Origin of the sequence: Streptomyces violens (assembly GCF_000717745.1) — a bacterium.
Taxonomy (GTDB): domain Bacteria; phylum Actinomycetota; class Actinomycetes; order Streptomycetales; family Streptomycetaceae; genus Streptomyces; species Streptomyces violens.
Genome location: NZ_JOBH01000011.1, coordinates 137,338 through 151,211, shown reverse-complemented (window position 1 = coordinate 151,211; position 13,874 = coordinate 137,338). Strand labels below are relative to the sequence as shown.

16 protein-coding genes are annotated in these 13,874 nt (G+C 71.7%); 4 read left to right on the top strand and 12 right to left on the bottom strand.

The annotated features are described in order from the left end of the window. The first annotated feature begins 64 nt into the window (after positions 1–64). A complete protein-coding gene (locus IF04_RS0122695) occupies positions 65–733 on the top strand; it encodes a potassium channel family protein (protein WP_030260898.1) in 669 nt (222 codons plus the stop codon). Next, a complete protein-coding gene (locus IF04_RS0122690; protein ID WP_030260896.1) occupies positions 730–1,401 on the top strand; it encodes a potassium channel family protein in 672 nt (223 codons plus the stop codon). Before IF04_RS0122695 ends, IF04_RS0122690 begins: the two co-directional genes overlap by 4 nt. Before the next feature lie 63 nt (positions 1,402–1,464). On the opposite strand, the gene IF04_RS0122685 is transcribed toward IF04_RS0122690, so the two are convergent. The 7 genes from IF04_RS0122685 to IF04_RS0122655 form a co-directional block, all read right to left on the bottom strand. Next, positions 1,465–2,220, bottom strand: a complete 756-nt coding sequence (locus IF04_RS0122685) for a DUF3159 domain-containing protein (RefSeq protein WP_030260894.1) — start codon at positions 2,218–2,220, stop codon at positions 1,465–1,467. Between the two features lie 3 nt (positions 2,221–2,223). Next, positions 2,224–2,622, bottom strand: a complete 399-nt coding sequence (locus IF04_RS0122680) for an OB-fold nucleic acid binding domain-containing protein (RefSeq protein WP_030260891.1) — start codon at positions 2,620–2,622, stop codon at positions 2,224–2,226. Positions 2,623–2,737: 115 nt separating this feature from the next. Beyond that, a complete protein-coding gene (locus IF04_RS0122675; RefSeq protein ID WP_030260888.1) occupies positions 2,738–3,421 on the bottom strand; it encodes a response regulator in 684 nt (227 codons plus the stop codon). 65 nt (positions 3,422–3,486) lie between these two features. Continuing rightward, positions 3,487–6,033: a sensor histidine kinase gene (locus tag IF04_RS0122670; RefSeq protein WP_030260886.1), complete on the bottom strand. Its 2,547-nt coding sequence runs from the start codon at positions 6,031–6,033 to the stop codon at positions 3,487–3,489. 201 nt (positions 6,034–6,234) lie between these two features. After that, positions 6,235–7,002 carry a DUF3710 domain-containing protein gene (locus IF04_RS0122665; protein WP_030260882.1) on the bottom strand — a complete coding sequence of 256 codons (768 nt, stop codon included), beginning with the start codon at positions 7,000–7,002 and terminating at the stop codon, positions 6,235–6,237. Position 7,003: 1 nt separating this feature from the next. Then, a complete protein-coding gene (dut, locus tag IF04_RS0122660) occupies positions 7,004–7,552 on the bottom strand; it encodes a dUTP diphosphatase (protein WP_281179684.1) in 549 nt (182 codons plus the stop codon). Continuing rightward, positions 7,549–8,151 carry a PaaI family thioesterase gene (locus tag IF04_RS0122655; RefSeq protein ID WP_051831464.1) on the bottom strand — a complete coding sequence of 201 codons (603 nt, stop codon included), beginning with the start codon at positions 8,149–8,151 and terminating at the stop codon, positions 7,549–7,551. The genes dut and IF04_RS0122655 overlap by 4 nt, the downstream gene beginning before the upstream one ends. 58 nt (positions 8,152–8,209) lie before the next feature. Between IF04_RS0122655 and IF04_RS0122650 the strand changes: the two genes are divergently transcribed. After that, a complete protein-coding gene (locus IF04_RS0122650) occupies positions 8,210–8,653 on the top strand; it encodes a DUF3093 domain-containing protein (protein WP_030260873.1) in 444 nt (147 codons plus the stop codon). Positions 8,654–8,716: 63 nt separating this feature from the next. On the opposite strand, the gene IF04_RS0122645 is transcribed toward IF04_RS0122650, so the two are convergent. The 4 genes from IF04_RS0122645 to IF04_RS0122630 form a co-directional block, all read right to left on the bottom strand. Next, a complete protein-coding gene (locus tag IF04_RS0122645) occupies positions 8,717–9,514 on the bottom strand; it encodes a hypothetical protein (RefSeq protein ID WP_245654469.1) in 798 nt (265 codons plus the stop codon). Between the two features lie 192 nt (positions 9,515–9,706). Beyond that, entirely contained in the window at positions 9,707–10,009 is a 303-nt protein-coding gene (locus IF04_RS0122640) for a DUF4193 domain-containing protein (protein WP_003982531.1), read from the bottom strand. Positions 10,010–10,448: 439 nt separating this feature from the next. Continuing rightward, a complete protein-coding gene (locus IF04_RS0122635) occupies positions 10,449–11,696 on the bottom strand; it encodes a sensor histidine kinase (RefSeq protein WP_030260866.1) in 1,248 nt (415 codons plus the stop codon). Positions 11,697–11,701: 5 nt separating this feature from the next. Further along, positions 11,702–12,355, bottom strand: a complete 654-nt coding sequence (locus tag IF04_RS0122630; RefSeq protein WP_030062975.1) for a response regulator transcription factor — start codon at positions 12,353–12,355, stop codon at positions 11,702–11,704. 351 nt (positions 12,356–12,706) lie between these two features. Here IF04_RS0122630 and IF04_RS39135 point away from each other — a divergent pair, with 351 nt between their 5' ends. After that, positions 12,707–12,880 carry a hypothetical protein gene (locus IF04_RS39135; protein ID WP_169746148.1) on the top strand — a complete coding sequence of 58 codons (174 nt, stop codon included), beginning with the start codon at positions 12,707–12,709 and terminating at the stop codon, positions 12,878–12,880. Positions 12,881–13,040: 160 nt separating this feature from the next. Here the strand turns inward: IF04_RS39135 and IF04_RS0122620 are convergent, their stop codons facing one another. Then, positions 13,041–13,871: an inositol monophosphatase family protein gene (locus IF04_RS0122620; RefSeq protein ID WP_030260860.1), complete on the bottom strand. Its 831-nt coding sequence runs from the start codon at positions 13,869–13,871 to the stop codon at positions 13,041–13,043. Between the last annotated feature and the right edge of the window lie 3 nt (positions 13,872–13,874).

The window sequence follows — 13,874 nt, the reverse complement described above, 5'->3', positions numbered from 1 at the left end:
AAAGTTGTGAGCAGGGTGTTGAGGCAGGCCAGCGGGCCTACGAGGAGTGCGGGGTAAGCGGACGATGCACATCGTCATCATGGGCTGCGGGCGGGTCGGATCCGCGCTCGCACAGACCCTGGAGAACCAGGGCCACACGATCGCCGTGGTCGACCAGGACCCCACCGCCTTCCGGCGGCTGGGCTCCGCCTTCGGGGGCCGCCGGGTGACCGGCGTCGGCTTCGACCAGGACACCCTGCGCGAGGCGGGGATCGAGGAGGCCGGCGCGTTCGCGGCCGTCTCCAGCGGTGACAACTCCAACATCATCGCCGCCCGGGTGGCCCGCGAGATGTTCGGCGTGGAGAACGTCGCGGCCCGCATCTACGACCCGCGCCGTGCCGAGGTCTACCAGCGCCTGGGCATCCCGACCGTGGCCACCGTCCGCTGGACCGCGGACCAGATGCTGCGCCGGCTGCTCCCCTCGGGCGCCGAGCCGCTGTGGCGGGACCCCAGCGGCGGCGTGCAGCTCGCCGAGGTGCACACCGACGCGTCCTGGGTCGGCCACAAGGTCAGCCGGCTCCAGGAGGAGACCGGCGTACGGGTGGCCTTCCTCACCCGGCTGGGTGAGGCGATACTGCCGACCTCGCAGACCGTCCTGCAGGAAGGCGATCTGGTGCACGTGATGATGCGCACCGACGACGTGGAAAAGGTCGAGGCGGCGTTCGCCGAAGGGCCCGAGGAGGCAGGCGCATGAGGGTCGCGATCGCCGGAGCAGGAGCCGTCGGCCGCTCCATCGCGGGCGAGCTCCTGGAGAACGGCCATGAGGTCCTGCTCATCGACAAGGCGCCCACGGCGATCTCGGTGGAGCGGGTGCCGCAGGCGGAGTGGCTGCTGGCCGACGCCTGCGAGATCACCTCGCTGGACGAGGCCGCGCTGCAGCGCTGCAACGTCGTCATCGCGGCGACCGGCGACGACAAGGTCAACCTCGTCGTCTCGCTGCTGGCCAAGACCGAGTACGGCGTGCCGCGCGTGGTGGCCCGCGTCAACAACCCGAAGAACGAGTGGCTCTTCAACGAGGCGTGGGGCGTCGACGTGGCGGTCTCCACGCCGCGGCTGATGTCCGCGCTGGTCGAGGAGGCGGTGAGCGTCGGCGATCTCGTACGGCTGCTGCGCTTCAGCCACGGCGACGCCAACCTCGTCGAGCTGACGCTGCCCCCGGAGGCGGCGCTGGCCGGTACCCAGGTGGGCGACGTGGAGTGGCCCGAGGACACCTCGCTGGTGACGATCATCCGCGGGACCCGGGTGCTCACGCCCAACAAGGAGGACGCGCTGGAGGCCGGTGACGAGCTGCTGTTCGTCGCGGCGCAGGCGCGGGAGGAGCAGCTGGAGGACCTGCTGTCGGTGCGCAAGCCCACGGAGTAGGCGGCACGGACGTACGAGGGGCCCGGAACCGATGCGGTTCCGGGCCCCTCGTCGTACGCGAACCTACGCGCTCCGCGCCTCGGCCTCGGCTTTCTCCTTGGCCTCCATCTCCGCGATCACGTCGATCGGGGCCGGGGCCTTCGCCAGGAAGATCCACGTCAGGTAGACACAGAGCAGGAACGGCGGGATGCCGAGCGCGACCTTGACCCAGCCGAGCTGGGTGGCGTCGCCCCACCAGTACAGCGGGAAGAGGATCGCGGACTTGGCGAGCAGGATGAAGCCCCAGGCGTAGGTGGACTTGGTGTACGCCTTGAAGCGGCCGGGGTTGCGCGTCCGCCAGGAGAGGTTCTCGCGCAGCATCGGGCCGAGCAGTACGCCGATGAGCGGGTACTTGAAGAGCGCCGAGAGCACGTAGACGACCGCGAGGCCCAGCGTGTAGAGCATGCCCGGCAGGTAGAAGTTCTTCGCGTCGCCGGACATCATCGCGAAGACCGCGCCGATGGCCACGCCGAAGACGCCGCTGAAGGCGTGCTTGAGGGTTTCCCTGCGGGCGAGCCGGGCCAGCGCCAGCAGGACGGTCAGGCCCAGCGCGATGATCGCGGCGGTGTGGATGTCCCGCTTGATCGTGTAGATCAGCACGAAGACCAGCCCGGGGACCGTCGTGTCCACCATGCCCCAGAAGCCGCCGAACGCCTCCAGGATGGCCTTCTCCGCGGCCGCCTTGCCCGCCTTTCCGTGCCCGGCGGCGGGCTCTTCCGCTCCGTGCCCGGCAGCGGGCTCTTCCTCGTTGCTCGTGGTCGTCTTCTCGAACGACGTCACCGGCTACTCCTGTCCGAGCGGTCGGAGTTCGTACTTCGGATTGAACAGCACCCGGCGTCCGTGGCTCATGGAGATCCGGCCGGAGGCGATGAGCTTACGGCCCGGCTCGATACCGGTGATGGCGCGTCGGCCGAGCCAGACCACGTCCAGCGCCGCCGAGCCGTCGAACAGCTCGGCCTCCAGCGCCGGCACCCCGGCCCGGGGACGCAGCGTGACGTGCCGCAGCGTACCCGTGACCTTCACGATCTGACGGTCGTCGCAGTCGCAGATCCGCGTACAGCCCGCGTTCTGCGCATCCTGCTGCAGCTCGGCGGACTGCAGCTCCTCCTCGGAGGAGGACAGCCTGTCGAGCAGCCGGCGGAAACGTCCGGCCGGCTTCTCGGAACGGGTCCCAGCACTCATACAGCCAGCGTACCGGCCGTCTCGCGCCCGGATCACGGGCCGGGACCCGCGAACACGGACCGCTGCGGACGGCCGACACCGCGTACGGATCACCGCGTCCGGCACCGCGTACGCATCACTGTTCGAAGCGGTAGCCCATGCCCGGCTCGGTGACGAAGTGCCGGGGGTGGGCCGGATCGGCCTCCAGCTTGCGGCGCAGCTGGGCCATGTAGACCCGCAGATAGTTGGATTCCGTGCCGTACGAGGGCCCCCAGACCTCCTGGAGCAGCTGTTTCTGGCTGACCAGGCGGCCCGTGTTGCGGACCAGTACCTCCAGGAGATGCCACTCGGTGGGGGTGAGGCGGACGTCGCGGCCACCGCGGTTGACCTTCTTGGCGGCCAGGTCGACGGTGAAGCCGTCGGTCTCGACCAGGACGGCGGCGTCGGCGGGCCCGGTGGGCTCGGCGCGGCGCACGGCGGCGCGCAGCCGGGCCAGCAGCTCGTCCATGCCGAACGGCTTGGTGACGTAGTCGTCGGCGCCCGCGTCCAGCGCCTCGACCTTCTCGTCGGAGGTCTGCCGGGCGGAGAGCACCAGGATCGGCACCCGCGTCCAGCCGCGCAGGCCCCGGATCACGTCCACCCCGTCCATGTCGGGCAGGCCGAGGTCCAGGACGACCACGTCGGGGTGGCGGGCGGCGGCGAGCCGGAGCGCGGTGGCGCCGTCGGGCGCGGCGTCCACCTCGTACTTGCGCGCCTTGAGGTTGATCACGAGGGCGCGGACGATCTGCGGCTCGTCGTCGACCACGAGCACCCGGTTCATCGGGCCTGCCTTTCCCGCGGACGGCCGGTGGGCCGCCGCAGTCGGTGTACGGGGAGCGGGCGCGGTCATGTCGTCGCCCGGGCGGGGAGGCCGGGGCTGACCGGCGGGTGGCCGGCCGCGGCGCGCAGCGTCAGGACCATGGTCAGCCCGCCTCCCGGGGTGTCCTCGGCGGCGAGCGTGCCGCCCATGGCCTCGGCGAAGCCGCGCGAGACGGCGAGGCCGAGGCCGACGCCGGCGCCGCGCGGGGCGTCGCCGTAGCGCTGGAACGGCTCGAAGATGCGGTCCTTGGCGGCGTCCGGGACGCCGGGGCCGCGGTCCACGACGCGTACCTCCACGCGCTCGCCCAGCGCGCTGGCGGCGACCGTGACGGGCGCGCCGTCCGGGCTGTACTTCACGGCGTTCTCGACGAGGTTGGCGACGCAGCGCTCCAGCAGCCCGGGATCGACGGCCACGAAGGGCAGCGCTTCGGGTATGTCCAGGCAGACGCTGCCCTCGGGGACGCCGCCGAGCGCCATCGGGACGACCTCGTCCAGGTCGGTGTCGCGGATCAGCGGGGTGACCGTGCCGGTCTGCAGCCGGGACATGTCGAGGAGGTTGCCGACCAGGTGGTCCAGCCGGTCGGCGCCGTCCTCGATGCCGGCGAGCAGCTCGGCCTCGTCCTCCTCGGACCAGGCCACGTCGTCGGAGCGGAGCGAGGTGACGGCGGCCTTGATGCCGGCGAGGGGGGTGCGCAGGTCGTGGCTGACGGCGGCGAGCAGCGCGGTACGGATGCGGTTGCCCTCGGCCAGCTCGCGGGCCCGCGCCGCCTCGCCGACCAGCCGCTGGCGGTCCAGTACGACGGCGGCCTGGGCGGCGAAGGCGCCGAGCACGCGGCGGTCCTCGGCGGGCAGCTTGCGGCCGGTGAGCGCGAGGGCCATGTGGTCGCTGACGGGCATGTCCACGTCCGCGTCCTCGGGGCGGCGCGGGGCCGCGGCCTCGCCGACGCTGCCCGCGCAGGTCCAAGGCTCGACGTCGCTCTCCCGTTCGAGGAGGGAGACCGCGTCCATGGCGAAGGTCTCGCGCACGCGTTCCAGCAGCGCGTTCAGCGTGGTCTCGCCGCGCAGCACGCTGCCGGCCAGGAAGGACAGGATCTCCGCCTCGGCACGCAGCCGGGCGGCCTGGTGCGTACGGCGGGCCGCGAGGTCCACCACCGAGGCCACGGCCACCCCGACCGCGAAGAAGATCGCGATGGCGACGATGTTCTGGGGGTCGGCGATGGTGATGCTGTGGGTGGGCGGCGTGAAGTAGAAGTTCAGCAGGACCGAGCCGACGGCGGCGGAGGCGAGCGCGGCCAGCAGCCCGCCGAGCAGCGCGGCCGCCACGGTCAGGAACAGGAAGAGCAGCACATCGTTGGCGAGCCCCGGGCCGTTCTCGAGGTTGTACAGCAGCAGCGTGAGCAGGACCGGGCCCAGTACGCCGGTGAGCCAGCCGGCCAGCACTCGGGAGCCGCTGAGCCGGGCGCCGCGCGCGACCGGCAGGCCGCGCCCCTTGGCGACCTCGTCGTGGGTGACGATGTGGACGTCCAGGTCGGGCCCCGAGTCGCGCGCGACGGTCGCCCCCACCCCGGGCCCGAAGACGTACTGCCACGCCTTGCGGCGGCTGGAGCCCAGCACGATCTGGGTGGCGTTGACGCCGCGCGCGAACTCCAGCAGGGCGCTCGGCACGTCGTCGCCGATGACGTGGTGGAAGCTGCCGCCCAGGTCCTCGACCAGGGTGCGCTGGACGGCCAGCTCCTTGGGCGAGGCGCCGGTGAGCCCGTCGCTGCGCGCGATGTAGACGGCCAGTACCTCGCTGCCGGAGCCCTTGGCGGCCATCCGCGCCGCACGGCGCAGCAGCGTCTGGCCCTCGGGGCCGCCGGTGAGGCCGACGACGATGCGCTCGCGGGCCTGCCAGGTGGAGCGGATGGAGTGCTCGGCGCGGTACTGCTGGAGGTACTCGTCGACCCGGTCGGCCACCCACAGCAGTGCCAGCTCGCGGAGCGCGGTGAGGTTGCCGGGGCGGAAGTAGTTCGACAGCGCGGCGTCGACCTTGTCGGAGGCGTAGACGTTGCCGTGCGCCATGCGGCGGCGCAGCGCCTGGGGCGACATGTCGACCAGCTCGATCTGGTCGGCGCGCCGGACCACCTCGTCGGGGACGGTCTCGCGCTGCCGGACGCCCGTTATCGACTCCACCACGTCACCGAGTGACTCCAGGTGCTGGATGTTGACGGTGGAGATGACATCGATGCCTGCTTCGAGCAGTTCCTCGACGTCCTGCCAGCGCTTTTCGTTCCGGGAGCCGGGGACGTTGGTGTGCGCCAGCTCGTCGACCAGCGCGACGGCGGGCCGGCGGGCCAGTACCGCGTCCACGTCCATCTCGGTGAACGCCGTGCCCCGGTGGCTCAGCTCCCGGCGCCCCAGCTCCTCCAGGCCGTGCAGCAGTACTTCCGTACGCGGCCGGTCGTGGTGCTCCACGAAGGCGACGACGACGTCCGTGCCGCGCTCCAGGCGCCGGTGCGCCTCGGAGAGCATCGAGTACGTCTTGCCGACACCCGGCGCCGCGCCGAGATAGATGCGAAGCTTGCCGCGTCCCATGGCCTCATTGTCTTACCTGCGAGCCGCCCACGACGGGGCCGTTTCCACTGCCGACCCTACCGAGCAGGAACGGGACGAAGGCCGCATAGGGGGAGCCGGAGGCCCGGTTTTGACGGGACCCTGACGGGAATGCCGACGGGCCGTACCCCTCCGGGAGGGACACGGCCCGTACGCACCGCCGCCACGGGGCGGCAGGCCGGCTCAGCGGATCTCGGTGATCTCCGGGCCGCGCTCCAGGCGCTCCACGCCGCCGCCGAAGCGGGACTGCGAGGCGTCGTCCTGCTGGACGCCCTCGGGCACCATCTGCGCGTCGTCGGGGAGCTTGAGGACGATCGGGTCGCGGGGCGCCATCGGGCCCTCGCCGCGCACCACGACCGTGTCCCGGAAGATCTGCTCCAGCAGCCCGGCGGCCTGCGGCTGCACCGCGCCCTGGCCGGAGATCACACCGCGCAGGAACCAGCGCGGGCCGTCCACGCCCACGAACCGTACGACCTGTACGCCGTTCGTCCCGTCCGGCAGCTGCACCGGCACCTGGGCGCGCAGCTCCCAGCCCAGCGGGCCGTCGACCGTGTCGATGACGCCGCCCTGCTGGGTGATGCCGGCGGCGATCTCCTCGCGGACCTCGGCCCAGATGCCCTCGTTCTTGGGGGCGGCGAACGCCTGCAGCTGCACGGCGCTGTCCTGCAGCACGATGGTCGCGGCGACGATCGCGTCACCGGCGACCTCCACCCGCAGCTCCATGCCCTCGACGCCCGGTACGAAGAGACCGCCCAGGTCCACCCGGCCCTCGCCCGGATTGCCGACCTCGGAGAGATCCCAGGGGCCGTCGGGGCGCGGGGCCGGCGGGAGGCTCACGCCGTAGCCCTCGTCGTCCGCGTCGGACCGGTCCGACGACGTCGCCTCCTCGGCAGGATCGACCGCCTCGACCGCGTCGTCAGGAGCCTCGTTCTTCTTGCGACGTCCGAACACGTCACTGTCCTTCCCGGTCGGCACCGACCGATGCGTATCCATTCCCGCCCGCGCCGCCCACCGCCGCGTGACCGCCGGTGGAACCGAATCCCCCCTCGGCCCGCGCCGAGCCGGGAAGCTCCGCCACCTCGTGGAAGCGCACCTTCTCGACCTGCTGGACGACCAGTTGGGCGATCCGGTCGAACCTCTCGAAGCGCACGGACTCGCGCGGATCCAGATTGACCACGATCACCTTGATCTCCCCACGGTACCCGGCATCCACCGTCCCCGGGGCATTCACGAGCGCCACACCGCAGCGGGCCGCGAGGCCCGACCGGGGGTGCACGAACGCGGCGTACCCCTCGGGCAGCGCGATGGCCACCCCCGTGGGCAGCACCGTGCGCTCCCCCGGGGCCAGTTCGGCCGCCTCGGTGGTGACGAGGTCGGCCCCGGCGTCGCCCGGGTGCCCGTATGCGGGCAGCGGAACCTCCGGATCCATCCGCCGGATCTGTACGTCCACCGGGGTCCGTACCGGCTGTGCCTGATGGGCCACGTCTGCCTGATGGGTCACGGGTTCACCTCGAAAGCGCGGGCGCGGCGCAGCTGGTCGGGATCGGCCATCGCGGCCCGGATCTCCTCGGGCCGGCCGTTGTCGATGAAGTGCTCGACCTTCACCTCGATGAAGACCGCCTGGGCGCGGACCGCCACCGGGCCGTCCGGGCCGCCGATCCGGCCCTCGGCGCGGGAGTAGATCTTCCGGCCGTGTACCGCGGTGACCTCGGCGTCGAGGTGCAGGACCGTGCCGACCGGCACGGGGCGCAGGAAGTCGGTCTCCAGCCGCCCGGTCACGGCGATGGCGTGCAGCAGCCAGTTGAGCGAGCCGAGCGTCTCGTCCAGGGCCGTGGTCAGCACGCCGCCGTGCGCGAGGCCCGGGGCGCCCTGGTGGGCCTCCTTGACGGTGAACTCGGCGCTGACGCGCACGCCCTCGCCGGCCCGCGCCTCCAGGTGCAGGCCGTGCGGCTGCTCGCCGCCGCACCCGAAACATCGGTCGTAGTGCGCGCCGAGCAGTTCGCCGGGCGCGGGCGCTTCGGGGTGCCGCACCGGCGCGGTGGCGTCCGCGGGCGGCGTCAGCTGCGTCGTCTGTTTCTTCTGTGGCTCGGCTGCACTCACAGGTGGAGACCCTACCCGCGCGCGCGGAGCACGCGCGCGCACGTGCCAAGCTGGACCCATGCAGTCGTACGAAGAACGTCTCACCGCCCCCCGCTCCTGGTGGGTGATCGCCGTCGCCGTCGGCATCGCCTGTGCCCTGATGCTGCTGCCGCTCGGGACGCTGCCGATGCTGGGCGGGCTGGTGGGCGGCGCGGCGCTGGCCGCGGTCCTGGTGAGCTCGTACGGCTCCGCGCGCATCCGGGTCGTCGCCGGGTCGCTGATCGCGGGGGACGCGAAGATCCCGGCGGGGGCGCTGGGTGAGGTGCAGGTGCTGGACGCGGCGGAGGCGCGGGCCTGGCGTACGTACAAGGCCGACACCCGCGCGTTCATGCTGATGCGCAGCTACATCCCGACGGCGGTGCGGGTCGAGGTGGCCGATCCGGCGGACCCGACGCCGTACGTGTACCTGTCGACGCGGCATCCGGAGGAGCTGTCGGCGGCGCTGGCGGCGATCCGCGCCTGAGGCGTTCAGGGGGCTTGCAGAAGCCTGAGGAGGCTTGGGGAAGCCCGGGACGGACCGGGGAGGTCAGGCGTCCTGGCCGGGCTTGTGGCGGCCGAGGAGGCCGGGTCCGGCGCGGCCTGTGAGCCGCTTGTGCACGGGGGCCGGGGCCGGGTCCGGGAGCGCGTCCCAGGGGACCTGGCGGCGGCGCAGGTCCTTACGGATCCTGTCTGCCAGCCTGGCGGTGTCCCGGCGGTTCATGAACGCACCGACCGCGGCGCCGATCATGAACGGCGTCATGCTCGGCAGATTGCGCATCATGCGCTTCATGATCTGCTGACGCAGTTCGCGTCTCATCTGGCCGCCGAGCGCGAGATTCAGCGTGGCGGGCTTCGCGACGTCCACGCCGCGCTCGTCCGTCCAGGACTGGACGTAGGCCAGGCCGCGGGCCCGGAGGCCGCCCTGCGGACGCACGCCGTACACCTCGTGCAGCTCGGCGATGAGCTTGATCTCGACCGAGGCGACGCCGATGACCTCGGCGGCCAGCTCGGCCGGCATCGCGGGCGGCACCGGCATCATGGCCGCCGCGCCCACTCCCGCGCCGACGGTGGCGCTGCCCTTCGTCGCTCCGGCGACGAGCTTGTCTGCCAGTTGCTCGGGGGTCAGGCCGGGGAACTGGCGGCGCAGCGTGGCCAGGTCGCGGACCGGGATCCGCGGGGCGTTCTCGATGATCCGGTCGGCGGTCCAGGAGAGTCCCGACCGCGCGCCGGCACCACCTCTGCGTGCGCCGTCGCTCACTCTGGCCGCGAGCGTGGCCGTGCGGCCACGCTCCCTCAGCGCTCCGGTGTGCCGCTCCGCGGGGAGGGCGGCCTGGTCGGCGGGCACGGGCGCGGTTTCCTCGCGTGTTCGTGCGCCGGCCGCCGGACCGGTCTCACCCTGCTTACCTTTGCGGAACGGTCTCACTGAGCTTCACCTCACGCTGTCGTCCCGGTGGCCGCGGAGGCGTGCGGCGCCTGTCCGGGAAGCCGTCGGCTCCCCGGCCGGGTGCGGTGCGCGCGCCACGGCCTCGGCCCGCCCTCAGGCCGCGCAGTCGCGGCAGATGGGCTGACCGTTCTTGTCCTCCGCCGCCAGCTGGCTGCGGTGGTGGACCAGGAAGCAGCTCATGCACGTGAACTCGTCCTGCTGCTTGGGCAGGACCCGCACGGCGAGCTCTTCGTTGGACAGGTCGGCGCCGGGCAGTTCCAGGCCCTCGGCCTGCTCGAACTCGTCGACGTCGACGGCCGAGGCGGACTTGTCGTTCCGCCGCGACTTCAGTTCCTCGATGCTGTCCTCGTTGAGGTCGTCATCGGTCTTGCGTGGTGTGTCGTAATCCGTAGCCATGGTCGCTCTCCCCCTCTGGGTGTCTGCGGTGTCTCAGCGCTCGTAACGCGTGAGAGGCCGGACTTGTGCCCGACCTGAGGCGGAGATTTTGCCTCACATCAAGGTCTGTTACTCAATCGACACCCAACCGCACCCCTGAAGAGGTGATCGGTTTGGATGGCGATAGGACCGTACACGGTCCTAAAGTCGCACCTCGCGCTTGCCATCCCGTGTACTTCCCGTGATCGGACCCCCGGGAAACCCGGATTTTCCCGGCCTTCAGAGGGGCTTGGCGATCACGGAGAGTAGATGGCCCGGAATTCGCGCCTGTGAGCGATCACACACGTCCGGGCCAACGAACGGACCGGTCGAATTCCGCGCAAAGCGAACTCGGGGCGAAGGATGACCGGACACCCGCCGCCGCGTCAAGCCGGACCCGCGGGTGCCTTGGCCGGAACACTCACACCGGGAGCACCACCCGCATGTCCAGGCCCCCGCCCTCCCGCGGCACCGCGGTGATCGTGCCATCGTGCGCCCGGACGACGGACCGCACGATGGACAGGCCGAGCCCCACGCCCTTGTCGCTGCCCGTGCGCTCCGTACGCAGCCTCCGGAAGGGCTCGAAGATGTTCTCCACCTCATAGGCGGGGACCACCGGGCCCGTATTGGAGACCACCAGCACCGCCCATCCGGGCTGCGCCTCCGTGGTCACCTCCACCCAGCCGCCGGTGGGGATGTTGTACCGCACGGCGTTCTGTACGAGGTTCAGCGCGATGCGCTCCAGGAGGACGCCGCTGCCCTGCACGAAGACCTGCTTGCGTACGCCGCGCAGCTCCACACCCTTGGTCTGGGCCTCACCGCGGGCCTGCTCGATGGCCTGCGAGGCGACCTCGGAGAGGTCGACCGGCTTCCGGTCCACGATCTTGTTCTCACTGCGGGCGAGCAGCAGCAGGCCCTCGACGAGCTGTTCGCTGCGCTCGTTGGTGGCCAGCAGGGTCTTGCCCAACTGGGCCAGCTCCGGCGACGCCTCCGGGTCGGCGAGCTGTACTTCGAGGAGCGTGCGGTTGATCGCCAGCGGCGTCCGCAGCTCGTGCGAGGCGTTCGCCACGAAGCGCCGCTGCGACTCGAACGCGCGGTCCAGCCGGTCGAGCATCTCGTCGAACGTGTCGGCGAGCTCCTTCAGCTCGTCGTCCGGGCCGCCCAGCTCGATCCGCCGGTGCAGGTCGGAGCCGGCCACCCGCTGCGCGGTCCGCGTGATGCGGCCGAGCGGCGACAGGACGCGGCCCGCCATCGCGTACCCGAAGGCGAACGCGACGATGGTCAGACCGACCAGCGCCATCAGGGAGCGGTTCAGGAGGTTGTTCAGGGCCACCGCGCGCTGCTGCGAGATGCAGGTGTTGATGGCGGAGTTCAGTTGGTCGACGTTGTTGGTGGCCGCTCCGGGGCAGCGGTCGGTGACGATCCGGAAGTCCGAGCCGATGATCTTGAACGGCAGCTGGTTGCCGTCCTGCAGCGCGTTGGCGGCCAGCATGTAGATGATCGCGAGCAGCACGATGCCGGCCATCAGGAACATGCCGCCGTACAGCAGCGTGAGCCTTATACGGATGGTCGGGCGCAGCCAGGGGAACGGGCGGACCGGCGGTTTCGGGTCCCAGGTGGGCTTGGGCGGTGCGGGCGGCGTCTGAGGGGCCGCGGGTGTCGTGGCCATGCCCGTCAGATCCGGTAGCCGGAGCCCGGTACGGTGACGATCACCGCGGGCTCACCGAGCTTGCGGCGCAGCGTCATGACGGTCACCCGGACGACGTTCGTGAACGGGTCGGTGTTCTCGTCCCACGCCTTCTCCAGCAGCTGCTCGGCCGAGACGACCGTGCCCTCGCTGCGCATCAGGACCTCCAGCACCGCGAACTCCTTGGGCGCGAGCTGGACCTCCTTGCCGTCGCGGAAGACCTCGCGGCGGTTCGGGTCGAGCTTGATGCCCGCCCGTTCCAGTACGGGCGGCAGCGCGACCGTCGTACGCCGCCCCAGCGCCCGTACGCGCGCGGTCAGCTCCGTGAACGCGAACGGCTTCGGGAGGTAGTCGTCGGCGCCGATCTCCAGGCCCTCGACGCGGTCGCTGACGTCGCCGGAGGCGGTCAGCATCAGCACACGGGTGGGCATCCCCAGTTCGACGATCTTGCGGCAGACGTCGTCGCCGTGGACCAGCGGGAGGTCGCGGTCCAGTACGACGACGTCGTAGTCGTTGACCGCGATGCGCTCCAGCGCGGCCGCGCCGTCGTACACCACGTCGACCGCCATGGCCTCCCGGCGCAGCCCGGTGGCCACCGCATCGGCGAGCAGCTGCTCGTCCTCGACGACGAGTACACGCACGTCGCTAGTCCTTCCTCACGGCCCCGCCGAACAGGGCGCACACATATTTCGAGCACATCCATCCTGCCCCGAAGAGCCGTAAACCGGCTGTAAGAGCAGGTGCGGCCGCCGATGGCGGGGACGCGGGCACCCGATCGGCAGGATTCACCGTCCGCCTGAGGTTTCCGTGAGGTTCCGCATGGGGAGGACGATTGCACACTCGCGATCACGCCCTGCACGACGCCGTACCGTGACCGGCCGGCAGCCCGCAGGGACCACGCCGTGATCTCCCTCTGCCACACCCCCGTGGACGAGGGGCCCACACCCGTCGGCACACCCCCGTGCCACCGACCCACGACGAGGGGGCGCACCATGGACGCGTTCACCGCAGGCATTCTGCAGCGCATAAAGAACACCGAAGCCGACCTGGACCGGGCCCGCGAAACGGGCGACGACTTCCTCGCCGATGTCGAGCAGGCCGAGCTGGAGGACCTGCAGCGCCTGGCCTCTGAGCACGGTGTGGAGGTCGGCGCGCCCAGCGCCTGACCCCACGCGCGCGACGAAGAGCGCCCCGGCACCGAGGGGACGGTGCCGGGGCGCTTTGTCGTACCTGGACGTCCGCTTGCACCTGGACTACCGGTCGTACTTGGACGCCTGTACGGGCCGTACGGCGGCGTGCGCGGCCCCCGGGGTCCCGGGGGCCGGATCAGTCGTGCCAGGCGCCCAGATCCTCCAGCAGAGGCTGCAGCGCCTCGAACACGGCCGGGGAACCGGCGACGGTCAGCTCGTGGGACGCCGGCTCGCCGGGACGGCCGGCGGTGCGCGCGCCGGCCTCACGGGCGATCAGCTCGCCCGCCGCGAAGTCCCAGGGGTTCAGCCCGCGCTCGTAGTAGGCGTCCAGCCGGCCGCAGGCCACGTCGCACAGGTCGATGGCGGCCGAACCGCCCCGCCGGATGTCGCGCACCCGCGGGAGCAGCGAGCCCAGCACCGCCGCCTGCGCGGCGCGCCGCTCGGCGACGTATCCGAAGCCGGTGCCGATCAGGGCCTGGGAGAGCGGCGGCGCGGGGCGCACCCGGATCGGCGCGTTGTTCAGGAAGGCGCCGCCGCCGAGAACGGCGTGGCTGGTCTCGCCGCGCATCGGTGCCGCGACCACCCCGACGACCGTCTCGCCGTCCTTCTGGGCGGCGATGGACACGGCCCAAGAGGGCAGCCCGTAGAGGTAGTTGACGGTGCCGTCGATCGGGTCGATCACCCAGCGCACCCCGCTGGAACCCTCCGCGCTGGCGCCTTCCTCGCCGAGGAAGCCGTCCTCGGGGCGGCGCTCGGACAGGAAGCCGGTGATCAGCTTCTCGGAGGCGATGTCCATGTCGGTGACGACGTCGATGGGGCTGGACTTCGTGGCGGCCACGCCGAGATCGGCGGGGCGGCCGTCGCGCAGCAGCTCACCGGCCCGGCGGGCGGCCTCCAGGGCCAGCGCGAGAAGTTCGTCCTTCAGCTCACCGCTGTGCAGCGGGGCGTCCTTCAGGGGGTCGGACACGGT

What these genes read in the sequence shown, in the direction of transcription:
- IF04_RS0122695 (WP_030260898.1), top strand. Translation starts at nt 65, where the DNA reads ATGCACATCGTCATCATGGGCTGCGGGCGGGTCGGATCCGCGCTCGCA.
- IF04_RS0122690 (WP_030260896.1), top strand. Translation starts at nt 730, where the DNA reads ATGAGGGTCGCGATCGCCGGAGCAGGAGCCGTCGGCCGCTCCATCGCG.
- IF04_RS0122680 (WP_030260891.1), bottom strand. Translation starts at nt 2,622, where the DNA reads ATGAGTGCTGGGACCCGTTCCGAGAAGCCGGCCGGACGTTTCCGCCGG.
- IF04_RS0122675 (WP_030260888.1), bottom strand. Translation starts at nt 3,421, where the DNA reads ATGAACCGGGTGCTCGTGGTCGACGACGAGCCGCAGATCGTCCGCGCC.
- IF04_RS0122670 (WP_030260886.1), bottom strand. Translation starts at nt 6,033, where the DNA reads ATGGGACGCGGCAAGCTTCGCATCTATCTCGGCGCGGCGCCGGGTGTC.
- IF04_RS0122650 (WP_030260873.1), top strand. Translation starts at nt 8,210, where the DNA reads ATGCAGTCGTACGAAGAACGTCTCACCGCCCCCCGCTCCTGGTGGGTG.
- IF04_RS0122640 (WP_003982531.1), bottom strand. Translation starts at nt 10,009, where the DNA reads ATGGCTACGGATTACGACACACCACGCAAGACCGATGACGACCTCAAC.
- IF04_RS0122635 (WP_030260866.1), bottom strand. Translation starts at nt 11,696, where the DNA reads ATGGCCACGACACCCGCGGCCCCTCAGACGCCGCCCGCACCGCCCAAG.
- IF04_RS39135 (WP_169746148.1), top strand. Translation starts at nt 12,707, where the DNA reads ATGGACGCGTTCACCGCAGGCATTCTGCAGCGCATAAAGAACACCGAA.